This is a genomic window from Ramlibacter henchirensis (assembly GCF_004682015.1).
Classification (GTDB): Bacteria; Pseudomonadota; Gammaproteobacteria; order Burkholderiales; family Burkholderiaceae_C; genus Ramlibacter; species Ramlibacter henchirensis.
Window position 1 is genome coordinate 1,609,095 of sequence record NZ_SMLM01000001.1, and the last position, 23,463, is coordinate 1,632,557.

A 23,463-nucleotide genomic window follows, 5' to 3' on the forward strand; every position below is an offset into this window, starting at 1 on the left:
GCTCAGGCCTCCTTCATCAGCTTTTCGAGCTTGATCGCGTCGGCGGCGAATGCGCGGATGCCCTCGGCCAGCTTCTCGGTGGCCATCGCGTCCTCGTTGAGCGCGTAGCGGAAGCCGGCTTCGTCATAGCTCACCGACGGCAGCTCCTGGCGCTTCGCCTGCTGGGGATCGAGCGCACGCGGAACCGGCGCATCCGACGACGCCAGCTGCGCCAGCAGTTCCGGGCTGATCGTCAGCAGGTCGCAGCCCGCCAGCGCGAGGATCTGCCCGGTGTTGCGGAAGCTCGCGCCCATCACCTCGGTCTTGATGCCGAAGTGCTTGTAGTGCAGGTAGATCTGGCGCACCGACTTGACGCCGGGATCGTTGGGGCCCGCGTTCGCGGCCTCGTCCCAGGACGAGCCGGCGGTCTTCTTGTACCAGTCGTAGATGCGGCCGACGAAGGGCGAGATCAGCTGCACCTTGGCCTGCCCGCAGGCGACCGCCTGGCAGAACGAGAACAGCAGCGTCAGGTTGGTGCGGATGCCGCGCTGCTCCAGCCGCGCGGCGGCCTGGATGCCTTCCCATGTCGAGGCGACCTTGATCAGCACGCGTTCGACCGGCACGCCTTCGGCGCGGTACATCGCGATGATGCGTTCGGCGCGCCTGAAGCTGGCTTCCGCATCGAAGCTCAGGCGTGCGTCGACCTCGGTCGAGACGCGCCCCGGGATGATGGACAGGATCTCGCGCCCGAAGCGCACCAGCAGCCGGTCCATGATTTCGTCCAGCGGCTCCTTGCGGTGCTGGGCCACGGTTTCTTCGAGTACATGCGCGTAGTCGGCCTTCTGCACGGCCTTGAGGATGAGCGACGGATTGGTGGTCGCGTCCTGCGGCTTGAACTGCGCGAGCTGGCGGAAGTCGCCGGTGTCGGCGACCACGGTCGTGTATTGCTTGAGTGCGTCAAGTTGATTCATGGCGGAAGATTATGGGCGCTGCCGCAGCCGCCGCCTGCCGTGCCGGAACACCCATTACAGTAGTCGGCCACTCCCCTGATGGCGCTACATGAGCTTTGACCTCGTCCTCTTCGGCGGCACCGGCGACCTTGCCTGGCGAAAGCTGCTGCCCGCCCTGTTCCAGGCCTTCCGGCACGGCACGCTTCCACGCGAAGGCCGGATCATCGGCGTGGGCCGCGACGACCTCAGCCACGAGCAGTACCGGCAGCTGATCCAGCAGCGCTTCGAGCAGGTCGACCTGGCCAAGCGCCCCAGCCCGGAGGAGTTCTCCCGCTTCGCCGAGCTGCTTCAGTTCCAGCGCATGGACCTGTCCCGGCCCGAGGACTATGCGCGGCTGAAGGACCGGCTGGCCCAGCGCAACGCCGACCAGGTGGTGATGTACCTGGCCACCGCGCCCTCGCTGTTCACCCAGGCCTGCGAACAACTCAAGGTGGCGGGGCTCACCACACCGTCGACGCGGATCGTGCTGGAGAAACCGCTGGGCCACGACGTCGCCAGCAACCGCGAGATCAACGAGACGGTGCGCAGGGCCTTCAGCGAGCAGCAGATCTTTCGCATCGACCACTACCTGGGCAAGCCTGCGGTGCAGAACCTGTTCGCGCTGCGCTTCGGCAACTCGCTGTTCGAGCCGCTGTGGCGCCGCGAGACCATCGCCAACATCCAGGTGACGATCGCCGAGGACCTGGGCGTCGAGAAGCGCGGCGCGTTCTACGACAGCACCGGCGCGCTGCGCGACATGGTGCAGAACCACGCGCTGCAACTGGTCTGCGCGCTGGCCATGGAGCCGCCCATCAGCGCGGACGCGGACGCCATCCGCGACGAGAAGCTCAAGGTGCTGCGCTCGCTGCGGCCGTGGACGCCGGAGCTGATGGCGCAGCACGCGATCCGCGGGCAATACGGCCCCGGCACCGTCGGCGGCGAGGCGGTTCCCGGCTATCGGCAGGAGGCCGGCGTCTCGCCCGAGAGCACGACCGAGACCTTCGTTGCGCTGCGCACCGAGGTCGCCAACTGGCGCTGGGCTGGCGTGCCTTTCTACATCCGCACGGGAAAGCGTTTGGCGGCGCGCGATGCGCACATCGTGGTGAACTTCCGGCCCGCGCCGCATGCCATCTACAACACGCCGCTGGGCGCGGCGAACCGGCTCGTGATCGACCTGCAGCCGCGCGACGGCCTGGAGCTGCACCTGCTCGCGCAAGGGCAGGAGAACCGGCGCCATGCGCACTCGCTCGTGCCCGTGCACCTGGACCTGGATTTCGACAAGCGCTTCGGCTCCGAACGCGTGGGCGCCTACGAGCGCCTGCTGCTGGACGTGATCGACGGCCGGCTCAACCTCTTCGTGCGCAGCGACGAGCAGGAAGCGGCCTGGCGCTGGGTGGAGCCGCTGCTGGACTCGTGGCGCGGCAACGAGAACGGGCTGCGCGCTTATGCGGCGGGCAGCTGGGGGCCGAGCGCCGCCAGCGCCATGATCGCGCGCGACGGGTTCTGCTGGAGCGAAGAGCAGTAGCTCCGGCAGCGCCTTGACGCGCCGTGAACGCGGAAGGGCTAGATGCGCCCTTCCTCCACCGCATGGCACGCCACCCTGATGCCGCCGATCGTCAGCAGCGCGGGCCGCTCGACGCGGCAGCGCTCGTTGGCATGCGGGCAGCGCGGATTGAAGGCGCAACCCGTGGGCGGATTCAGCGGATTGGGCACCTCGCCCTGCACCGGTGTGCGTGCGCGGCCCGTGTCGTGCATCTTCGGGATCGCGTCCAGCAGCATGCGCGTGTACGGATGGCGCGGATTGCCGAACAGCTGGTGCTTGCCGGCCAGTTCGACCAGCCGGCCGAGGTACATGACGCCGACCTGGTCGGAGACGTGGCGCACGACCGCAAGGTTGTGCGAGATGAACAGGTACGTCAGGCCCTGCTTGCGCTGCAGGTCCTTCATGATGTTGAGCACCTGGGCCTGCACCGACACGTCCAGCGCGCTGGTGGGCTCATCACACACCAGGAACTCCGGCTCGGTGGCCAGCGCGCGAGCGATCGAGATGCGCTGGCGCTGGCCGCCCGAGAACTGGTGCGGGTACTTCACCATGTCCAGCGGCGACAGGCCGACGCTCTTGAGCAGCTGGCCGACCCGGTCCTTCAGCTGCGCGGCATCGCTGACGATTCCGTGCTCCTTGAGCGGCTCGGCGACGATGTCTTCCACCCTCCAGCGCGGATTGAGGCTGGCGTACGGGTCCTGGAAGATCATCTGGATCCGGCGCCGCAGCTTGCGGGCCTCGCCGGTCTTGAAGACCTTGTGCGCCTCGATGCCGTCGAAGACGAGGTCCCCGCGCGTGGGCTCGTACAGGCCCACGAGCAGCCGCGCTACGGTGCTCTTGCCGCAACCGGATTCGCCCACCAGCGCGAGCGTCTGGCCCTTCTCGATGTCGAAGCTCACGCCGTCGACCGCGTGCAGCAGCTGGCGCGGCTTGCGTTCGATGACGCGGTTGAGCCAGGGCGCCGAGACGTCGAAAGTCTTGGCGAGATCGCGCGCCTGGACCAAGGGCGCCGTTCCCGCGGCGGTGGCGGTCCCGGACATGGCGATCGGCCGCGCAGGCACGGGAATGTCGGTGGCGATCGCGCTCATGCCGTGGCTCCTGCCAGTGCGGTGGACTGGTGCGCGTCGTGCAGCCAGCAGGCGGCGCGGGTGGCGCCGGCGGCCAGCAGCTCCGGGCGCTCGCGCGTGCAGCGCTCGAACGCGCGCGGGCAGCGCGGGTTGTAGGGGCAGCCGGGCGGGATGGCGTTCAGCCGCGGCATCGCGCCGTCGATCTGGTTTAGCCGTTCGCGCTCGACCTCCATGTCCGGGATGGACGCCATCAGGCCCATCGTGTAGGGATGTGCGGGCGTGTTGATGACTTCGTGCACCGGGCCGATCTCCGCGATGCGTCCGGCGTACATCACGGCCACGCGGTCGCAGGTCTCGGCGATCACGCCCATGTCGTGCGTGATCAGCATGACGGCCGCGCCGCGGTCTTTGCAGATGCGCTTGAGCAGTTGGATGATCTGCGCCTGGATCGAGACGTCCAGCGCTGTGGTGGGCTCGTCCGCCACGATCAGCTTCGGTTCCGCTGCGAGCGCCAGCGCGATCACCACCCGCTGGCGCATGCCGCCGGAGAACTGGTGCGGGAAGTGGTCGATGCGCTCGGCGGCCGCCGGGATGCCGGTGTCTTCCAGCAGCCGGATGGCGCGCTTGCGCGCCTCGGCCGCGTCCACGGGCAGGTGCGTCTGGATGGTCTCGGTGAGTTGCCGGCCGATCGTGTAGAGCGGATTGAGCGACGTCAGCGGGTCCTGGAAGATCGCGCCGATCCTGCGGCCGCGCACGTGGCGCATCTGGTCCTGCGACAGGTTGTCGATGCGCTGGCCTTCCAGCAGGATCTGGCCCGAAGCGACGCGCCCGGGCGGCTCGAGCAGGCCGATGATGGACGCGCCGGTCAGGCTCTTGCCCGCGCCCGATTCGCCCACCACGCCCAGGATCTCGCCCGGCGCGATGGAGAAGGAGATGTCGTCCAGCGCGCGCAGCGTCCCGCGGCGGCCGGGGAACTCGACGACCAGGTTCTTGACTTCGAGAAGGCTCATCTTTGTTCTTCGTCCGTCACTGCAGGCGCGGGTTGAGCGCGTCGCGCAGCCAGTCGCCCAGCAGGTTCACCGACAAGGCGATCAGGATGAGCATCAGGCCGGGGAAGATGGTGATCCACCACTCGCCTGAGAACAGGTAATCGTTGCCCACGCGGATCAGCGTGCCGAGCGATGGCGAGGTCGGCGGCACGCCGACGCCCAGGAAGGACAGCGTGGCTTCGGTAATGATGGCCGTCGCGACGTGGATGGTGGCCAGCACCAGCACCGGGCCCATCACGTTCGGCAGCACATGGCGCGCCATGATGCGAAGCGGCGCCACGCCGGTGACGCGGGCGGCCTGCACGTATTCCTTGTTGCGCTCCACCAGCGTGGAGCCGCGCACTGTGCGCGCGTACTGCACCCAGCCGGTGAGCGTGATGGACACGATCAGCACGCCGAACGCCACCGTGTCGTGCGCGTTGGGGAACATCGCGCGGCCGACGCCGGCGATGAGCAGCGCCACCAGGATCGCCGGGAAGCTGAGCATGACGTCGCACAGGCGCATCAGGAAACCGTCGATCCATCCACCCTTGAATCCCGCCAGCAGCCCGAGCGCCACGCCGATCACCATCGACAGCACCACCGACACGAGTCCGACGACCAGCGAGATGCGCGCGCCGTACATGAGCACCGAGAGGATGTCGCGGCCCTGGTCGTCGGTGCCCAGCAGGTACTTGCTGCTGCCCTCCGTCTCCCAGGCGGGTGGCAGGCGCGCGTCGGACAGCACCAGGGTGGTGAGGTCGAACGGGTTGTGCGGCGCGACCCATTCCGCGAAAGCGGCGCACAACACGCAGATGAGGGCGATGGTGGCTGCGGCAATGGCCACCGGCGACTTGCGGAAGCTGTAGCCGACATCGCTGTCGAACCACCGGGCGAGCGTCTGTCTCATGGAATCCTGGATGTCGAACGCCGCGAAGCGAAGGGCTTCGCGGCGTTGCGCCTCGTCAGTGGCTTAGCGGCCGTTGGTGTTGTTGACGTTGATCCACTTGAAGTCCAGGTAGTTGTCGCCGCGCTGGACCACCTTGACCTTCTTGCTCACGCCCCAGGCCAGCGATTGCTGGTGCAGCGGCAGGTGCCCGATGTCGTTGGCGTGGATGTCGAAGGCCTGCTTGATCATCGCCATGCGCTTGGCCTTGTCCGTCTCGGACTGCACCGCGCGGGTGAGCTTGTCGAACTCCGGGTTGCAGTAGCTGCCCAGGTTGAACTGGCCGGCGCCCTTGTCGTCCGGGCATGACATCACCGAATTCATCGCGTTGTGCGCGTCATAGGTGCTGGGCGTCCAGCCCAGCAGGTAGAAGCTGGTGTCGCGCCGCAGGATCTTCGGGAAGTACGTGCCCTTGGTCTCGGCGGCCAGGTTGATCTTGACGCCGATGCGAGAGAGGTTGGCCGCCACCGTCTGGCAGATCCGCGCGTCGTTGACGTATCGGTCGTTCGGGCAGTTCATCGTCACCTCGAAGCCGTTCGGGTAGCCCGCGTCGGCCAGCAGCTTCTTCGCGCCATCCGGGTCGTACGGCAGGCGCTTGTTCTGCTCCTGCGTGAAGCCGTTGATGCCCGGGCCGATCATCAGGCCGGTGGGCAGCGACACGTTGCGCATCACGGTGCGCTTGATGCCTTCGATGTCGATGGCCTGGTAGAAGGCCTGGCGAACGCGCTTGTCCTTGAACGGGTTCTTGCCCTTCACGCTGGAGTAGAGCAGTTCGTCGCGCTTCTGGTCCATGCCCAGGAAGATGGTGCGCAGCTCGGGCGCGACCATGGCCTGCGCGTTCGGCGAGTTGCTGATGCGGTCGATGTCCTGCACCGGCACCGGCTCCATCACGTCCACTTCGCCCGACAGCAGCGCGGCCACGCGGGTGGCATCGTTGCCGATCGGGGTGAAGACCACCTCCTGCACGTTGCCTTCGATCTTGCCCCAGTAGTTGCCGTTGCGGACGAACGTGGTGCGCACGTTCGGCTGGCGCTCGCGCAGGCGGTACGGGCCGGTGCCGTTGGCGCGGAATGAAGCAGCGTTCTCGATGCCCTTGCGGCGGTCCACCGGGCGCGTGGCCTGGTTGGTCTCGCACCAGCGCTTGCTCATGATGAAGACTTGCGTGAGCACGTCGGGCAGGATCGGGAACGGCGCGTTGGTCTCGATCTCGACGGTGTGGTCGTCGACCTTGCGCACCTGCTTGACGTCGTTGGTGTAGCTCTTCATGTCCGAGCCCTCCACCTGCGTGCGGGCCATCGAGAAGAGCACGTCGTCGGCAGTGAACGGCGAGCCGTCATGGAACTGCACGCCCTTGCGCAGTTCGAAGCGCCAGACCGTCGGGGAGGTCTGCTTCCAGGAGGTGGCCAGCGACGGCGCCAGCGACAGGTCCTTGTTGCGGCCCACCAGCGGCTCGTAGACGTTGCTGGTGACCGAGAGCTGCAGCGACTCGTTGAGCGAGTGCGGGTCCATCGAGAGCGCGTCACCCTGGTTGGCGACGCGCACCGTCTGCGCGGACGTGGCGCCCGCGAAGGCGCACAGCAGGGCGGCGTACTGCAGCGTGGTCTTCATCTTCATGGTTCGCTCCTTTGCGAAAGACTGTGGACGGAAAGGCGGTCAGCCCGCCATGAGGGGCAGGGACTGCTCGATCAGGCTGGCGTGCAGCGCCGAGCCGAGCGGCAGGATCTCGTCGTTGAAGTCGTAGCGGCTGTTGTGCAGCATGCAGCTGCCTTCGCCGCCCTGGCCGATGCGCATGTACGCGCCGGGCTTGACCTGCAGCATGAAGGAGAAGTCCTCGGCGCCCATGCTCGGCTCGAGGTCGCGCACCACGTGGTCGGCGCCCACCAGCGCCTCGGCCACGTCGGCCGCGAACAGCGCCTCGCGCGTGGTGTTGGTGGTGGCGGGATAGACGCGCTCGTAGTGGACCGACGCCGTGGCGCCGAAGCCCAGCGCGACGGCGCTGGCCAGCTCGGTCAGGCGGCGCTCGACCAGGTCCTGCACATCCGGAGTAAAGGTGCGGACGGTGCCGACCAGGGTGGCCTTGCCCGGAATGACGCTCATCGCGTGCACGTCCCCGGCCTGCATGGCGCACAGGCTGATCACCGCGCCATCCACCGGCCGCACGTTGCGCGAGACGATGCTCTGCACGGCCGTGATGATGTGGGCCGCGACCAGGACGGGATCGACGGCGAGGTACGCGTGCGCGCCGTGGCCGCCCTTGCCGGTGATTTCGATGGTGACTTTGTCGGCGGCCGCCATCATCGGGCCCGGGCTGAGGCCGATGGTTCCCGGGCGCAGCCCCGGCCAGTTGTGCATGCCGTAGACCGCCTCCACCGGGAACCGGTCGAACAGCCCGTCCTCGATCATGGCTTTGGCGCCCGCAAAGCCCTCTTCGCCCGGCTGGAAGATGACGACGGCGGTGCCGTCGAAGTTGCGCGTCTCCGCGAGGTAGCGCGCGGCGCCCACCAGCATGGCCGTGTGCCCGTCGTGGCCGCAGCCGTGCATCATTCCGTGGCGGGTGGACTTCCAGGCGAACTCATTGCTCTCGGACATCGTGAGCCCGTCCATGTCCGCGCGCAGGCCGACCATGCGGGCGCTGCCGGTGCTGCGGCCCTTGATGACGCCGACCACGCCCGTCTTGCCCAGTCCGGCGTGGATCTCGTCGACGCCGCAAAGGCGCAGCGCCTCCTGCACCCGGCCGGAGGTGTAGACCTCCTCGAAACCGATCTCGGGATGCGCGTGCAGGTCGCGGCGGAACGCGGTGAGCTCCGGGTGGTACTGCGTGATGTGCGCGAAGGCGCGGCCGTTGGCCTTCAGCCGCGCGGACGGAATGGAGGTGAGCATCAGTGCCCCTTGGCGCCGCCGATGCGCAGGCGCGGATCGACGGCGAAGTACAGCAGGTCCACCACCAGGTTGATCACCACGAAGATCAGCGCGATGAGGCACAGGTAGGCGGCCATCACCGGGATGTCCGCGAACGTCACGGCCTGGATGAACAGCAGCCCCATGCCGGGCCACTGGAAGACGGTCTCCGTGATGATGGCGAACGCGATCAGGCCGCCGAGCTGCAGGCCGGTGATGGTCATCACCGGAACCAGCGTGTTTTTCAGCGCATGGCCGAAATGGATGGCACGGTTGGAAAGCCCGCGGGCACGCGCGAACTTGATGTAGTCGGTGCGCAGCACCTCGAGCATCTCGGCGCGCACCAGCCGCATGATCAGCGTCAGCTGGAAGATCGCCAGCGTCACCGCCGGCAGCACGATGTGGTGCCAGCCCTTGGGCGTGAGCAGGCCCGAGGACCACCAGCCGACCTGCATCGTCGGGCCGCGGCCGAAGCTCGGGAACCAGCCCAGCGTGACGGCGAAGACCAGGATCAGCAGGATGCCGATCAGGAACGTGGGCAGCGAGACGCCCAGCAGCGAGATCGTCATGAACACCTGGCTGAGGACCGTGCCGCGGCGCAGCGCCGAATACACGCCCATCGGGATGCCGATCAGCAGCGCGAGGAACGCGGCGATCAATGCGAGCTCCAGCGTCGCGGGGAAGCGCTCGGCAATCAGCCGCGAGACCTTGGCGCCCTGGCGCAGGCTCAGGCCGAACTCGCCTTGGACCGCATTGAGCAGGAAGTGCCAGAACTGGACGAAGAAGGGTTTGTCCAGTCCGAGCGCGGAGCGCAGCTCGCGGATCTGCTCCGGCGTGGCGTCCTGTCCGAGCAGGAAGACGACGGGGTCGCCCACGTACTGGAACAGCAGGAAGGCGATGAAGGCCACGGCGACCATGACCACCACGGCCTGCATGAGGCGACGGAGGATGAAGGCAAACATTGGAGGAAAAACAGCGGGGCGATGCTAGCAGAGCAAGCTGCGGGCCAGCCCCGGTGGAAACGAGCAGCGCCTCGCGTGGAAGGAGTGGCGAGGGGCGCCCGCAAGCGCCCCCCGCCGTGTTCATGCCGGGCGGTTGAGCCGCCCGGCGATCACTGCCTCAGTTGACCTGGATCAGGCGCCAGTCGAGGCGGTTGTCCGGACGGTGGACCACCTCGATGTTCTTCTTCATCGCCCACGGGATGACCTGGTTGTGCAGCGGGATGTGCGACACGTCTTCCTTGCTCATCTGCAGCGCCTCGACGAGACGGCGATTGCGCACCAGCGTGTCGGTCTCAACCTTCGCGCGGTCGATCACGGCATCGATCTTGGGGTTGCTGTAGCGGCCCACGTTGTAGTTGCCGTCGCCGTCGGTGCCGACGGAACGCACCAGCGACTGCAGGCTGTACATCGCGTCGAAGGTCGGCACGCCCCAGCCCAGCATGTAGATGCTGGCTTCGTAGCGCTGGATCATCGGGAAGTAGGTCACCAGCGGCAGGGTGCGCAGCTTGGCCTTTACGCCGATGCGCGACCACATCGCAGTGACGGCCTGGCAGATTTCCTCGTCGTTGATGTAGCGGTTGTTCGGACAGGCGAAGTCGACCTCGAAACCCTGCGGATAGCCGGCCTCCGCCAGCAGCTTCTTGGCGCCTTCGAGGTCGTACGGAGCGCGCTTGTGCAGCTCCTCCGTCCAGCCGTTCACCTGCGGCGCGATGAGCGTGCCGGTGGCCTGGCCCAGGCCGCGCATCGTCACGCGCATCAGGCTGTCGATGTCGATCGACTGCGCCAGCGCCTTGCGCACACGCTGGTCCTTCAGCGGGTTCTTGCCCTTCACGCTGGAGCCGGGCAGCTCTTCGCGGAAGGTGTCCAGGCCGAAGAAGATGGTGCGGCTCTCGACGCCGTCGATCACCTTGAGGTTCGCGTTGTTGCGAAGGCGGCCGAGGTCCTGCGGGCTCGGGTCGAGCAGAAGGTCGATCTCGCCGGACAGCAGCGCCGCGACGCGGGTGGCTTCGGACTTGATCGGGGTGTAGACGATCTCGGTCAGGTTGCCTTCGAGCTTGCCCCACCAGTTCGGGTTGCGCTCGAACACCATGCGCTGGTCGGGCACCCACTGCTTGAGCATGAACGGGCCCGTGCCCATCGCATTGCGGTTGGCGTACGTCTCCTGGTTGACGTTGCGGATGTCCTTGGGCTCGACCGAGTTGTTCTTCTCCGCCCAGGCCTTGCTCATCATGCGCAGCTCGGTCAGCTGGTTGAGCAGCACGGGGTTGGGGTTCTTGGTGAAGATGTCGATCGTGTTGTTGTTGACCTTCACCACGCGGTCGATGCCTGCGGTGTAGGGCGTGAAGTTCGACGTCTTCATCATCCCGCGCTGCAGCGAGTACACGGCGTCGTCGGCGGTGAACGGCGTGCCGTCGTGGAACTTGACGTTCTGGCGCAGGTTGACCCGCAGCTGCGTGGGCGTCACCTGGTTCCAGGAGGTGGCCAGCACGGGCTCGAGCTTGAAGTTGCGGCTGTTGTAGTAGACCAGCGACTCGTACACCGCGGCGTGGATGCCGTTCTGCAGCGCGTTATTCTGGGAATGGATGTCCCAGGTGGAGATCTCGCCAGCGCTCGCCCAGCGGAACGTCTTCGCTTGCACGGCCGGGGTGGCGGCCACGGCGGCCGCCGCGGCGGCGCACAGAAGTGCGTACTTGATCTTCATCGAAACCCTCTTGAATTGTTGGGAAAGCGGGGACTATGCAGTGGCCGCCCACCCGCGTCAAAAGGGTTTCCCCCGGCGGACCTGGGTCATGCGAGGGACGCTCAGCGGCCGTCGCGCGCGGCCGGGGAGACGTGCCGCAGAGGGCCGTAGAGGGCGTTCGTTGTGCTGCGGGTGTTGTCGCTGTCCGTCATGACCGCGATGCCGATCAGCGCGCTGGGCCGCTCACCGAAGGCGCGCTGGAAGTCGGCGCGCAGGTCGCGGTCGTAGTCGATCCATTGGCCGAGGCGGCCAGGTCCCGACTCCAGCACCAGCTTGCGGATCCGGTCCGTCCGGGGGCTTCGCACGACGCTTCCCGGCGGCCGCTTGTTGCACCACACGTACATCAGCGTCGCGTACGGCATCTCCTCCCCCATGAGCGTGCGCATCAGCTCGGACAGGAGCGCGTCCTTCGGCGAGAAGCGGGAGCGGTCTCCCTCGAACGCCAGGATGACGCGCACCGGAGCGTCGTCGGCCTCGCGCGTGGCGAGGTCCGCCGTCTCGATGAGCTGCGGCACCTTCCAGGAAAAGCGCAGCCGGCCGAGTACGTCCGGCTCGATGCGAACGCGCTGCCGCACCACGCTCGCCGCCGATTCGGCCGTGGCTGAAAGCGCGGCGCGATCGTCGTTGTGCACACCAACGAATCGAACCTGCGCCTTGCCGGGCAGCGGCATGTGCTCCCAGCGCGGCGGCGGTACGAGCTTGCCCGGCGCAAACCGCGAGGCTTGCGCCCACTCGGTGGCTGCGATGCCATCGACAGCCGGGGGAGCGCAAGCGCATCCGGCCAGGAATGCGGCGGCGCTCGCGATGGCCGCGCACGCACCGCTCCTGACCACCTTCAGCCGCAAACGTCCGCCTCGCTCAAATGGCACCCCCCATAAAAAAAGCCGCCCGAAGGCGGCTTTCAAGTTTCTTATTTTCAGGCTGGCGAACCAGCTTTCGATTTAGAAGCTGTGGCGAACGCCGAAGTCGAAGCCGGTGGAGTTCGTGTTCGCAGCGGTGGTCGAACCACCCAGGGCAACCGCGGCGCCGCCGTTGTTGCGCACGCGGGCCACCGTGGTGTACAGGGCGGTGCGCTTGGACAGGTTGTGCACGTAGCCCAGGGCCAGCTTGCGGGTACGGGGCTCGGCCAGGGCGTCCAGCTCGGTCTGCGAGTAGGACACGCGGATCTCACCGGCGCCGACCGGCACCAGGGCGCCGACCAGGAAGCCGTCGCTATCCACTTCGCCACCCAGGAAGTCCACGGTGTCACGGTTGTAGTGCGCCATCAGCTTGGCGAAACCGAAGTCCCACTGGCCACCGAGGTTGACGGTGGTGATCTCACCGGTGCCGACACCCGTGGCGCCAGCGGCCGCGGAGGCGAAGTCGGTGCGGGCGATCGCGAAGGCAACGTTCAGCGGGCCAGCGGCGTAACCCAGGCGCAGGCCAACACCGCGGCCATCATCTTCAGCGGCGCCGCCGTCTTCGGCGTTCTCACCCAGGTACAGCTGGACCTGGCCGTAGAAGCCGCCCAGGTTGCCCGGGAGGAAGTAGCCGATGCTGTTGGAAGCGCGGACGTTCGTCGGGCCACCCAGCGAGCCGACCAGAGTCTGCGTGGTGCCGACACCGTTCGTGCCGAACGGATCGAACGTGGTCAGGTTCCAGAATTGCGGGCTGTAGTCACGGCCCAGGCGCACTTCACCCCAGCCGCCGGCGAGGCTGACCGTGGAGCGGCGGTTGAAGGTCAGACCTTGACGGCCGTTGCCACCGCCGGCGGTGAACGCCGCAGCGGTGCCCGTGCCGGAAACCTGGTTGTTGATGTTGGTGGCTTGGCCCTGGCCGTTGTCGTTCTCCATGCCGGCTTCCAGCCAGAAGGAGGCGGACATGCCGCCGCCCAGGTCTTCCGTGCCACGGAAGCCCAGACGCGAGCTGTTGTAGCCCGAGTGGGTCAGTTGCATACGATCGGTGATCGAGCCGCGGCCGATCTGCAGGGTCGCGTCGACGATACCGAACAGCGTGACCGACGACTGGGCGGAGGCGGCGCCGGCGGCGGCCAGCACAGCCAAGGCAACTAGAGATTTCTTCATGCAAGTTTCTCCAAGGTTAAACATAGGGCTCCGGTGCGAAGGGCTCACCTGATGAGGCACGTTGGTGCTCCCGCCGGATCCCCGGGCCAACCTCCTTTTGGGAAGTTGGCGCTATTGCACCAGAGGGTCTTTTCCTAGGCAAAGTATTTAGCCCGCGACCGGGAGTTTCGTTGCTGGTCCACAACAAGCGAGCGGGGTTGCGTGGAAACCGTGCAACAAAGCCGCCTCGCAGGCTCATCCGGGCGTGACGTTTTACGCAGCCGCGGCTCGGCCGGGCGGACCCTACACTGGCGGCATGGACCGACTTCTCGGCGCCGCCGACAGCGCTCTTCGCACCCTGTTCGCCCCCTCCCGGCCCGTGCGGCCCTGCCCTGTCGTTCCAGAAAGTGAGACAGCGCTCACTCTGGAGGAGCGACGCCAATCGTCGGCGTTGATGCGTGTCAATCACGTGGGCGAGGTCTGCGCGCAGGCGCTCTATACGGCGCAAGCCGCGGGCACGCGCGAGCCGGCCGTGCGCAGTCACCTGGAGCGCGCCGCTCGCGAGGAAACCGACCATCTGGCGTGGACGCGCGGCCGTTTGGAGGAACTCGGCGCTCGGCCCTCGATGCTCAATCCGCTCTGGTATGCGGGTGCCTTCGCACTGGGATTGGTCGCCGGGCGCCTGGGCGACCGCGTCAGCCTGGGATTCATCGTGGAAACCGAGCGCCAGGTGGAGGCCCACCTGGCCGGACACCTCGATAGGCTACCGATCACCGATCACGCCTCCCGTGCGATCGTGGCGCAGATGAAGGAAGACGAGGCGACACACGCGGCACAGGCGTCCATGGCAGGCGGCATCGAACTTCCCGTGCCGGTGAAGGTCCTGATGCGCGCCGCGGCCAAGGTCATGACGACCACGGCGCACTACATCTAATCAGCGCTTCGGCCCGTCTCGACGATCTCGAAGCTGGTGGACACGGTCGCCGTCTTGGCCAGCATCGCGGTCGCGGAGCAGTACTTTTCGTGGCTCATGGCGATCGCGCGCTCGACGGCGGGCGCCGGCAGCGCCTTTCCGCTCACGGTGAAATGCATGTGGATCGCGGTAAAAACTTTGGGATCGGTGGTGGCGCGCTCCGCCTTCAGCTGCACCGAACAGCCCGTCACTGCATGACGGCCGCGCCGCAGGATCAGCACGACGTCGTACGCCGTGCAACCGCCGGTGCCCGCCAGCACGGTTTCCATGGGGCGCGGGGCCAGGTTGCGGCCGCCGTGATCCGGACGCGCCTCGTCTGGCGCGCCGTCCATCGCGAGCACGTGCCCGCTACCCGTTTCAGCCACAAACCCCATGCCGGACCGCGCGCCTGTCGCGCCGGTCCAAGTGACGGTGCATTCCATCGTGTTCCTTCCGGACTACAGATCCGGTACGTAGGTTTCCGTATCTTCGAGCCGCCTTGCTGCGTCGCAGCAAGTCTGGGCCTATACTGGTCTCGAAGCATAGCGATGTCGTTGTGCTGACGATTGTCTCCTCCACCTCTCCTTTGGTGGACTTAGCCCCCGGATCGCAAGGTCCGGGGGCTTTTTTCACTCTTGCAGAGCTGATTGGCTGTCGCATACTGGGAAGAGCGCTGCGCTCGCTGGTTGCCGGGCTGCATCCTGAGGAACGACGCGGCCAGCAGCATGCGGTTACGGCGAACCACTGTCCTGAACGACCGCCGTGCGACTGCGCAAGCTCGACATCAAAAGCTTCGGCGCGCATCTACCGAGGGAGGGAGCCCGACAGGAAGCCCAGGAGATCGGCGGAAAGCGTAGCTGCCTTGGCTGCCCTTGCAACGGCCGGGCTCGCGTCCGCTCAGTCTTCCGTCACGATGTTCGGCGTGGTGGACGCTACCTTGCAGCGCGTGACGAACAGCGGTACCGGTGCGGGCAGTGTTTTCCGGCTGACGAACTCAGGCTACAACAGCTCGCGCCTCGGGTTCCGCGGGACGGAAGACATGGGCGGCGGCATGTCCGCGTCCTTCTGGCTGGAAGCCGGTATGTCCAACGATGATGGGCAGGGCGCCGCGACCAACGCCAACAACCAGACTGTGGGCGCTTTCAACGCCACCACCGGCGCCAACGCTCCGGTTCGGCCCGGCACGCAAGGCCTGACCTTCAACCGCCGTTCGACGGTCAGCTTGGCGGGTGGCTGGGGTGAAGTGCGGCTGGGGCGCGACTACACGCCGCAGTTCTGGAACCTGACCGTGTTCGATCCGTTCGGCACGAACGGGGCGGGCACCACTCAGACGCTGCTGGGCGTCACTGGTAGCGCTATCACCGGCGCGACCGCCGTTCGGGCTTCCAACAGCATCGGCTACTTCCTGCCGGGCAACCTGGGCGGCTTCTACGGCCAGATCCAGCACTACCGCGGCGAGAATCCGAGCACCGCGGGCGTCGCGGAAGACGACGGCAACGGCTTGGGCGCCCGGATCGGCTATTCCTCCGGCCCCCTCAACGTCGCAATTGGCCTGAGCAGCACCAAATCGTCCGCGGCTGGCGACTTCAAACAGAACAACGTCGGCGTCCAATGGGACTTCGGCTGGGCCAAGCTGATGGGCCATTTCGCCTTCGACGAGGCCGGTACGCAGGAGGGCCGCGGCTTCCTGGTGGGAGCCCTCGTTCCCGTCGGTTCGGGCGAGGTGCGCGCTTCGTTGTCCCAGTACGACGTGGACACGGGTACGGCCGAGCCGCGCAGCCGCAAGATGGCCGTGGGCTACGTCCACAACCTGTCCAAGCGCACCGCCCTGTACACGACCTACGCGCGCGTGCGCAACAGCAACGGCGCGACGTCTTCGGCTGTGCCGGGTGCCGCGCCCGGCCCCGTCGCGAATGGCTCATCGTCGGGCTTTGACTTCGGAATGCGCCACACCTTCTGAGCGCACCAGGAAGAAACTTGAAGGCCGCCCTCGGGCGGCCTTTTTACTTTGCGCGTCGGCTATGCAGGAGACCGACGTTCATCTCGCCGCTCAGGCTGGCGGCATAGAACCGCTCGATCATCTGCACGCTGGTGCGCGCGTTGCGCGCGAGCGTGAGCATGTCGATCCCCTGCCCATAGAGCAGACGGAAGCTGATCGCCGTGTGCCGCAGCGAATAGAAGGTGCGCCGCTGGCCCAATGGCCCGTAGGTGAGGCCGCACTCCTTCAGCACCCACTGGAAGTGGAAGTTCAGCACCGCGAGTGCGTGCTCACGGTTCGGAATGTGCGGGAGAAAGAGATGGTCGTCCGGCCCCCCGCCGCCGTGTTGCGCCGCGGCCGCCTTCAGGGCCTTGTAAATGCGTACGGCCGCACGCATGGACACCACAGGTTTGTCGTGCCGCTTCGTCTCGGGAAGGCTCATGCGCAGGTAGACATGGGCGCCTCGCACCTCCTCCACATGACGATGCCGCATGACCTTCAGATCACTCGGCCGGATGAAGGTGTTCACCATGAAAGCAATCGCCCACGCCACGTCGGGCGGCATCACCAGAAGATCGCGCTGGATCCAGAACCGCTTGTTGTCACCGAGCGTCTTCGCCACGGGATGCATCTGGCCACACAGGCGGCGCGTTGTGCGCAGGATGCGGGCGTACTCGCTGACACTGAAACCACCGCGCGGCGTCGAATGCACCTTGACGACCGGAAACTCCGGCATTTCGCGCAACTGGCCCAGCTGGCGCGCCAGCTTGAACACCTTGCGCACGATCACCAGGTACTGCGCGATCGTCGTGCTGGAGTAGCCCTCCCGGCCCAGGCGCGCCACGAGTGCCTGCAGTTGCACGTGAGCGATCGACTGGATCGGGCGCGCGCCGAGTTCCGGCAGGATGTGCAGGTCCAGCCGGTTGCGCATGACCTGCAGCGATCCCCGGCTGAATTCACCCCGGACGTGCCGCTCCGTCTCGTGCAGGTACATCGCCTCGGCAAGCTGCCCGAACAGGCGCGGCGCCGGCACGTCGTACTCATCGCCCTCAGGACGGAACAGCCGGCCGGCCAGCTCGTCGAAAAAGCAGCGCGCAAGGCTCATGGCGTTGCGCTTGGACGTGGTGCGCAGGCTGCGCGTGTAGGTCTTGCCCCTGAACCAGCAACGCACCTGCCAGAAGCGGCTGGCCTTGATTCGAAAGATGCGCAGCTTCTCGGGATAACCCGGAATGGACGTCAGCGTCTCCGGGATCGGCACCGTGCGGCCGCGCACGGCACGGAACGCCGAATCGTTGGCTGCGGGCGGCTGAGCCAAATACACGGACAATGTCTCCTGCACGGGCGTGGCAATCGCCGGGCCCAAATGAGCGGAAAAGTGTTACCAGCCTCCCGGCCGTCACAAACCAAGGTTGCCTCGCTCGCACCCACCGGGCCGGACCGGCTTTTCGAATGCGCAAGAAACTCACACCTGCGGACTACCTCAAGAAAATCCTGACTGCGCGCGTCTACGACGTCGCGGTGGAGTCCGCTCTCGATCCGGCCAAGGCACTCTCGCGCCGATTGCACAACAAGGTGCTGCTCAAGCGGGAGGACCAACAGCCCGTCTTCAGCTTCAAGCTGCGCGGCGCCTACAACAAGATGGCGCAGCTCACGCCCGAGGAGCTTCGGCGCGGCGTGATCTGCGCGTCGGCCGGCAATCACGCCCAGGGCGTCGCGATGTCGGCCCACCGGCTGGGCACGCGGGCGGTGATCGTCATGCCGGTCACCACGCCACAGCTGAAGATCGACGCGGTCAAGGCGCTCGGCGGCGAGGTGGTGCTGCACGGGGACAGCTACTCCGATGCGTATTCGCATGCGGCGGCGCTGTGCGAGCGCCAGGGCCTGACCTTCATCCACCCTTTCGACGATCCTGATGTGATCGCCGGCCAGGGCACCATCGCCATGGAGATCCTGCGCCAGCACCAAGGGCCGCTGGACGCCGTCTTCGTCGCGATCGGCGGCGGCGGCCTGGTCTCGGGAGTGGCCGCCTACATCAAGGCGGTCCGGCCCGAGATCAAGGTGATCGGCGTGCAGATGAACGACTCCGACGCCATGCTGCAGTCGGTACAGACCGGCAAGCGGGTGAACCTCTCCGACGTCGGCCTGTTCTCCGACGGCACCGCCGTCAAGCTCGTGGGCGAGGAAACGTTCCGGCTCGCGCGCGAGCTGGTCGACGAATTCATGACGGTCGACACGGACGCGGTCTGCGCCGCGATCAAGGACGTGTTCGTCGACACCCGCTCCATCGTCGAGCCCGCGGGCGCGCTGGCCGTGGCCGCGATCAAGCAGTACGTGGCGCAGAACAGGACGCGCGGCGAGACCTACGCCGCCATCCTGTGCGGCGCCAACATGAACTTCGACCGCCTGCGCTTCGTCGCCGAGCGGGCTGAGGTCGGGGAAGAGCGCGAGGCCCTGTTCGCGGTCACGATCCCCGAGGAGCGCGGAAGCTTCCGCCGGTTCTGCGAGCTGATCGGCGCCTTGCCCGGCGGCCCTCGCAACGTCACCGAGTTCAACTACCGCATCAGCGACGAGCAGCAGGCCCACGTCTTCGTCGGCCTGACCACGCACGGCAAGGGCGAGTCGGCGCGCATCGCCGCCAACTTCACGCGGCACGGCTTCGAGGCGCTGGACCTCACTCACGACGAGCTGGCCAAGCAGCACGTGCGCCACATGGTCGGCGGCCACTCGGCGCTGGCCCAGGACGAGCGCCTGCTGCGCTTCATCTTCCCGGAGCGGCCGGGCGCTCTGATGAAGTTCCTCTCGCACATGCGCCCGAGCTGGAACATCACGCTCTTCCACTACCGCAACCAGGGCGCCGACTACGGCCGGATCCTGGTGGGCCTGCAGGTGCCGCAGGCCGACGGCAAGGCGTTCCGGGACTTCCTCGACACGCTCGGCTACCCGTTTGTGGAAGAAACCGACAACCCGGTCTACCGGCTCTTCCTGAAAAGCTGATGGCGCCGGCGCCCCGGACCACGGCGTTCCTGCGCCACTACCTCGTGGCCGTCCAGTTCTTCACCCGGCTGCCCGTCACCCGGTCTCTCGCGACGTGGGTGGGCTTCAGCCCCGAGATGCTTCGCGCGAGCGCCGCGCACTTTCCCGGCGTGGGCTGGCTGGTCGGCATCGCGTCCTGCGCCGCATTCGCCATCGTTTCGCTCTTCCTGCCGACGACCGCGTTCACCCCGCTCGCCGCCGCGGCCGCCGCTACAGCCTGTTCGGTCTGGATGACCGGCGCCTTCCATGAGGACGGCCTGGCCGACCTGGCCGACGGCTTGGGCGGCTCGCCCGACCGGCAGCGCGCGCTGGAGATCATGAAGGACTCACGGATCGGCACCTACGGCGCGGTGGCGCTGGTCATGGTGCTGCTGGTGAAGGTCGCCCTCCTGGCCGTGCTCGGCGCCGTCTCGCCCACCGCCGCCCTGGCCGCGCTGCTGGCCGGACACGTCGTCTCCCGCTTCTGGCCTTTGCTGGTGATCCGCACGCTGCCCCACATCGGAGACGCCGCCGGGTCCAAGAGCAAGCCGCTAGCCGACGCGATCCCGGCCCGCGCGTTGGCGGTGGGCGCCGCCTGGTGCGTGGTCCCGCTGGCGGTGGCCGCTCTCGCGCAGGGTCTCGATTTCGTGGGCGCCGGACTGACGGCGAGCGCGTTCGGCCTCCTGTGGATGCACCGCCTGCTTGCGCGCAGGCTGCAAGGATTCACAGGCGATGGCCTCGGCGCCACCCAGCAGGTCTGCGAGCTGGCCTTCTATCTAGGCGCGGCGTGCGCGCTGGGCGCGCGCTGACTCGCCGATCAGCGTCCGGCCATGGGCGGCGTCGGCAGTTCGAGTGTCACCGAAGGGGGCCCGTCGATCGACGGCCCGAGAACCGCCTTGCGCGGCTGCACCGACTGCAGCACCAGCCCTTCGTCGACCATGCTGCCCACGCGGTAGGGCCGGGGCGGCTTGCCCTCCACCGCGATCAGCGCCGTCCCGCGCTGCGAGCGGTTGGCCACGACGCCCAGCAGGCTCAGGCGCGACGACACCGGCGGCTGCGCCGCCGTCTGCACCGGGGCCGTCTGTCCCGCCGTGTGACCAAGCATGCGGGCGACCACCATCGGGTCGGCGGGTGCGGGCTGGCGCGTAGCGGCGGCGACGCGCGGCACCGAAGGATCGGCGCCGGCAAACTTCATGACCCAATAGGCGGCGCTTGCGGCAGCCGCGGCCCACACCACGAAGGTCACGCCGCGCACTGTCCAGTTGCCCGCCCTGTCGCTCACCATCCGACGATTATCATTGAACGGATTTGCTCCAACATTTGTGATGACCCCTTTCCGTTTTGCTTTCCGCCGCACGCTGCAGGCTGGCTTCACCCTGATCGAACTGATGGTGGTGCTGGTCATCATCGGCGTGCTCGCCGCGCTGATCGTGCCCAACGTGCTGGATCGGGCCGACGACGCGCGCGCGACGGCCGCGCGCACAGACGTCAACAACCTGATGCAGGCCCTCAAGCTGTACCGCCTGGACAACCAGCGCTATCCGACGGCCGAACAGGGCCTGCAGGCGCTGGTGGCGCGCCCCGCCGCCGGCCCCCAGCCGATCAACTGGAAGCCTTACCTGGAGCGCCTGCCGAACGATCCCTGGGGCCGTCCCTACCAGTACCTCAACCCCGGCGTGAAAGGCGAGATCGACGTGATGTCGTACGGCGCCGACGGCCAGCCGGGCGGCGAGGGCAAGAATGCGGACGTCGGCTCCTGGCAGTGACGGTGTCGCACGCCGCCCTGCCGCATCGCTCCTGCAGCGCGGCTTCACGCTGATCGAACTGCTGGTGGTGGTGGCGATCATCGCCATCGCCACCGCGGGCGTCGCCTTCGCATTGCGCGACGACTCCGGCACGCGGCTGGAGCAGGAAGCCCGGCGTCTCTCCGCGCTGTTCGAATCCGCCCGCGCGCAATCGCGCACCACCGGCGTGCCGGTGGTCTGGCACGCGGTGGAAGGCGGCTTCCGCTTCGAAGGCCTGCCCGAAGGCGCGCTGCCGCAGCACTGGTTGCACCAGGAAACCCGTGTCGTGCAAGGCGCCGGGCGCGTCGTGCTCGGGCCCGAACCGATCATCGGCCGCCAGGAGGTGGTGCTCGGCTCGATCGCCGGCCCCGGAAGGATGCTGCGAATCGTGACCGACGGGCTGGGCCCGTTCGTCATCGCCGAGGTCTCGCCATGAAGAAGTCCCGCGGCTTCACGCTGATCGAGGTGCTGGTGGCCTTGGGCATCGTCGCGATCGCACTCGTCGCCGGCCTGCAGGCCACCGCGGCCCTCACGACCAACGCGCTTCGCCAGTCGAGCGTGCTGCTCGCCCAGATTTGCGCCGAAAACGAACTGGTGCGCGTGCGCCTGGCGCGCCAGATGCCCGGCGCCGGCGAGCGCCGCACGGGTTGCCGCCAGGGCAACACCGATTTCGAAGTGGCCCTGACCGTCGCGCCGACGCCCAACCCCAACTTCCTGCGCGTGGACGCGCAGGTGTTCGAGGCGGCCTCGCCGGTGCTGCGCATCTCCACCGTGGTCGGGAGGTTCTGAGATGGCCGCGCGGCGCCGGTCGGCCGGCTTCACCCTGATCGAACTGATGGTCGCGCTGTTCGTGCTCGCGCTCGTCGCGATGCTCAGCTGGCGCGGGCTGGACGGCATGGTGCGCGCGCAGGAGGTCACGCAGGCCCGCGCCGACGAGATCCACGGTCTGCAGATCGGCCTGGCCCAGTGGAGCACGGACCTGGACGCGCTGGTGCAGCTGCCGCAGCTGCCTGCGATCGACTGGAACGGCCGCGTGCTGCGCCTGACGCGGCCCGCATCGGCGGCGGCGAACGAAGGGGTGATCGTGGTCGGCTGGAGCCGCCGCGTGCGGGACGGCGCGCCGCGCTGGATGCGCTGGCAGTCGCCGCCGCTCACCACACGCGGCCAGGTCGAGGACGCCTGGGCCCGGGCAGACGCGTGGGCGCAGGGCCAGGGCGGCGCGGAAGATGCCGCGGCGGTCGCGGTCACGGCCCTCGACAACTGGCAGGTGTTCTATTACCGGGCCGACGCCTGGACCAACCCCCTTTCCAGCGACGCGATGCAGGCCACCGGGACGCCGTCCAGTCCGGGGCCGGTCGGAAGCCGCGCACCGCAGATCCCGGATGGCGTGCGCATCGTGCTGTCGCTCCCGGGCGGGCAGGCGATCACGGGTGACCTGGTGCGCGACTGGGTGCGACCGACTCTCGGCGGAGGCAAGTCGTGAGACCCGCCCGAGGGCGCCAGCGTGGCGCCGCCATCCTGACGGCCATGCTCACGGTGACTCTGGTGGCCACCTTCGCCGCCGCGGCACTCTGGCAGCAATGGCGGGCCGTCGAAGTCGAAGCGGCGGAGCGCGCCCGTGTTCAGGCCTCGTGGGTGCTGACCGGCGCACTCGACTGGGCGCGCCTGATCCTGCGCGAGGACGCGCGCTCGGGCGGCGGCGACCACCTGGCGGAGCCCTGGGCCGTGCCGCTGCGCGAGGCGCGCCTTTCCACCTTCCTGGCCGCGCAGTCGGGCGGCGCGGCGGCCGATGCCGGCGACGCGGACAACGTCTTCCTGTCCGGCGTCGTCACCGACCAGCAAGCCCTGCTCAACGTCAACAACCTGCTCGAGGCGGGCCGCGTCTCGGAGTCGGGCTACCGCAGTTTCCAGCGGCTCTTCGAACTGCTGGGCCTGCCGCAAGCCGAACTCAACCGCCTCGCCGAGAACCTGCGCTTCGCCTCGGACATCAGCACCGACAACCGCTCGGCGTCGCAGGCGCCGCTGATGCCGCAGCAGGTCGAACAGCTCGTCTGGCTCGGCCTTTCGCAGGGCACGGTGGCGACGCTGGCCCCGTACGTCACGCTGCTTCCGGCACGCACGCCGGTGAACCTGAACACGGCCGCGCCCGAAGTCATCTTCGCGGCCGTGAACGGCATCAACCAGGCGGAAGCGCAGGAACTGGTCGCCCGGCGCTCCCAGTCGCCCTTCCGCGGCATCGCGGACGCGAGTTCATCCATGCCCGGCCATGCCGCCGCGTTCACCGAAGGCACGGTCGGCGTCTCGTCGCGCTTCTTCGAGGTGCGGGGCCGCCTGCGAATGGACCAGCTCATCGTGGAGGAACGCTCGCTGGTGCAGCGCGACGGCCTGGACGTGCGCACCTTGCGGCGCGAGCGGGGCGTGCTGGACCGCAGCACGGTCACGCTCTCGCCCGCGACACGCTGACGCTTCGACGTCATACGGCTGAGTTACCAGCCTCCCTACA

General features: G+C 67.8%; 23 protein-coding genes. 10 read left to right on the forward strand and 13 right to left on the reverse strand.

What is annotated here, in order from left to right; all coding sequences use genetic code 11:
* Positions 1-2 precede the first annotated feature (2 nt).
* Positions 3-950: a transaldolase gene (gene tal, locus EZ313_RS07960; RefSeq protein WP_135262644.1), complete on the reverse strand. Its 948-nt coding sequence runs from the start codon at positions 948-950 to the stop codon at positions 3-5.
* 88 nt (positions 951-1,038) lie between these two features.
* Here tal and zwf point away from each other — a divergent pair, with 88 nt between their 5' ends.
* Entirely contained in the window at positions 1,039-2,493 is a 1,455-nt protein-coding gene (gene zwf, locus EZ313_RS07965; RefSeq protein ID WP_135262645.1) for a glucose-6-phosphate dehydrogenase, read from the forward strand.
* 38 nt (positions 2,494-2,531) lie between these two features.
* Here zwf and EZ313_RS07970 read toward each other — a convergent pair whose 3' ends face one another.
* From EZ313_RS07970 to EZ313_RS08010, 9 genes are all read right to left on the reverse strand, one after another.
* Positions 2,532-3,551 (reverse strand): ABC transporter ATP-binding protein, encoded by a 1,020-nt coding sequence (locus EZ313_RS07970; protein ID WP_135263605.1) that lies wholly within the window; start codon positions 3,549-3,551, stop codon positions 2,532-2,534.
* A gap of 44 nt (positions 3,552-3,595) precedes the next feature.
* Complete coding sequence (locus EZ313_RS07975; protein ID WP_135262646.1) at positions 3,596-4,588, reverse strand: ABC transporter ATP-binding protein; 993 nt, start codon at positions 4,586-4,588, stop codon at positions 3,596-3,598.
* A gap of 16 nt (positions 4,589-4,604) precedes the next feature.
* Positions 4,605-5,516, reverse strand: coding sequence for an ABC transporter permease (locus EZ313_RS07980; RefSeq protein WP_135262647.1), 912 nt, complete (start codon positions 5,514-5,516; stop codon positions 4,605-4,607).
* Between the two features lie 63 nt (positions 5,517-5,579).
* Positions 5,580-7,166 carry an ABC transporter substrate-binding protein gene (locus EZ313_RS07985; protein ID WP_135262648.1) on the reverse strand — a complete coding sequence of 529 codons (1,587 nt, stop codon included), beginning with the start codon at positions 7,164-7,166 and terminating at the stop codon, positions 5,580-5,582.
* A gap of 39 nt (positions 7,167-7,205) precedes the next feature.
* Positions 7,206-8,432 (reverse strand): M20 aminoacylase family protein, encoded by a 1,227-nt coding sequence (locus EZ313_RS07990; protein WP_135262649.1) that lies wholly within the window; start codon positions 8,430-8,432, stop codon positions 7,206-7,208.
* Positions 8,432-9,412, reverse strand: coding sequence for an ABC transporter permease (locus tag EZ313_RS07995; RefSeq protein ID WP_135262650.1), 981 nt, complete (start codon positions 9,410-9,412; stop codon positions 8,432-8,434). Before EZ313_RS07995 ends, EZ313_RS07990 begins: the two co-directional genes overlap by 1 nt.
* Before the next feature lie 157 nt (positions 9,413-9,569).
* The gene (locus EZ313_RS08000; protein WP_135262651.1) at positions 9,570-11,153 is read right to left on the reverse strand and encodes an ABC transporter substrate-binding protein; all 1,584 of its coding nucleotides are present in this window, start codon (positions 11,151-11,153) and stop codon (positions 9,570-9,572) included.
* Positions 11,154-11,254: 101 nt separating this feature from the next.
* On the reverse strand, positions 11,255-12,037 hold the full coding sequence (locus tag EZ313_RS08005; RefSeq protein WP_240788554.1) for a DUF3047 domain-containing protein: 783 nt from the start codon (positions 12,035-12,037) through the stop codon (positions 11,255-11,257).
* A gap of 96 nt (positions 12,038-12,133) precedes the next feature.
* Complete coding sequence (locus EZ313_RS08010; RefSeq protein WP_135262652.1) at positions 12,134-13,255, reverse strand: porin; 1,122 nt, start codon at positions 13,253-13,255, stop codon at positions 12,134-12,136.
* Positions 13,256-13,550: 295 nt separating this feature from the next.
* Here EZ313_RS08010 and coq7 point away from each other — a divergent pair, with 295 nt between their 5' ends.
* Complete coding sequence (gene coq7, locus EZ313_RS08015) at positions 13,551-14,168, forward strand: 2-polyprenyl-3-methyl-6-methoxy-1,4-benzoquinone monooxygenase (RefSeq protein ID WP_135262653.1); 618 nt, start codon at positions 13,551-13,553, stop codon at positions 14,166-14,168.
* Here coq7 and EZ313_RS08020 read toward each other — a convergent pair.
* On the reverse strand, positions 14,165-14,629 hold the full coding sequence (locus EZ313_RS08020) for an OsmC family protein (RefSeq protein WP_135262654.1): 465 nt from the start codon (positions 14,627-14,629) through the stop codon (positions 14,165-14,167). The two genes, coq7 and EZ313_RS08020, sit on opposite strands and share 4 nt — an antisense overlap.
* 419 nt (positions 14,630-15,048) lie before the next feature.
* On the opposite strand from EZ313_RS08020, the gene EZ313_RS08025 reads away from it, so the two are divergent.
* The gene (locus EZ313_RS08025) at positions 15,049-16,146 is read left to right on the forward strand and encodes a porin (protein WP_240788555.1); all 1,098 of its coding nucleotides are present in this window, start codon (positions 15,049-15,051) and stop codon (positions 16,144-16,146) included.
* Between the two features lie 43 nt (positions 16,147-16,189).
* Here the strand turns inward: EZ313_RS08025 and EZ313_RS08030 are convergent, their stop codons facing one another.
* Complete coding sequence (locus EZ313_RS08030) at positions 16,190-17,269, reverse strand: site-specific integrase (protein WP_240788556.1); 1,080 nt, start codon at positions 17,267-17,269, stop codon at positions 16,190-16,192.
* A gap of 344 nt (positions 17,270-17,613) precedes the next feature.
* Here EZ313_RS08030 and ilvA point away from each other — a divergent pair, with 344 nt between their 5' ends.
* Positions 17,614-19,158 carry a threonine ammonia-lyase, biosynthetic gene (gene ilvA / locus EZ313_RS08035; RefSeq protein ID WP_135262655.1) on the forward strand — a complete coding sequence of 515 codons (1,545 nt, stop codon included), beginning with the start codon at positions 17,614-17,616 and terminating at the stop codon, positions 19,156-19,158.
* A complete protein-coding gene (cobS, locus tag EZ313_RS08040) occupies positions 19,158-19,985 on the forward strand; it encodes an adenosylcobinamide-GDP ribazoletransferase (protein ID WP_135262656.1) in 828 nt (275 codons plus the stop codon). Before ilvA ends, cobS begins: the two co-directional genes overlap by 1 nt.
* Positions 19,986-19,993: 8 nt before the next feature.
* Here the strand turns inward: cobS and EZ313_RS08045 are convergent, their stop codons facing one another.
* Positions 19,994-20,461 (reverse strand): type II secretion system protein N, encoded by a 468-nt coding sequence (locus tag EZ313_RS08045; protein WP_240788557.1) that lies wholly within the window; start codon positions 20,459-20,461, stop codon positions 19,994-19,996.
* Positions 20,462-20,501: 40 nt separating this feature from the next.
* Here EZ313_RS08045 and gspG point away from each other — a divergent pair, with 40 nt between their 5' ends.
* The 5 genes from gspG to gspK are packed head-to-tail and all read left to right on the forward strand — an operon-like array spanning position 20,502 to position 23,423.
* Positions 20,502-20,942 (forward strand): type II secretion system major pseudopilin GspG, encoded by a 441-nt coding sequence (gspG, locus tag EZ313_RS08050; protein ID WP_135262658.1) that lies wholly within the window; start codon positions 20,502-20,504, stop codon positions 20,940-20,942.
* On the forward strand, positions 20,917-21,396 hold the full coding sequence (locus EZ313_RS08055) for a pilus assembly FimT family protein (RefSeq protein WP_135262659.1): 480 nt from the start codon (positions 20,917-20,919) through the stop codon (positions 21,394-21,396). Before gspG ends, EZ313_RS08055 begins: the two co-directional genes overlap by 26 nt.
* Positions 21,393-21,749 (forward strand): type II secretion system minor pseudopilin GspI, encoded by a 357-nt coding sequence (gene gspI / locus EZ313_RS08060; protein WP_135262660.1) that lies wholly within the window; start codon positions 21,393-21,395, stop codon positions 21,747-21,749. Before EZ313_RS08055 ends, gspI begins: the two co-directional genes overlap by 4 nt.
* A 1-nt stretch (position 21,750) precedes the next feature.
* Complete coding sequence (locus tag EZ313_RS08065) at positions 21,751-22,443, forward strand: PulJ/GspJ family protein (RefSeq protein WP_135262661.1); 693 nt, start codon at positions 21,751-21,753, stop codon at positions 22,441-22,443.
* A complete protein-coding gene (gene gspK / locus EZ313_RS08070; RefSeq protein ID WP_276606944.1) occupies positions 22,440-23,423 on the forward strand; it encodes a type II secretion system minor pseudopilin GspK in 984 nt (327 codons plus the stop codon). Before EZ313_RS08065 ends, gspK begins: the two co-directional genes overlap by 4 nt.
* Positions 23,424-23,463 lie beyond the last annotated feature (40 nt).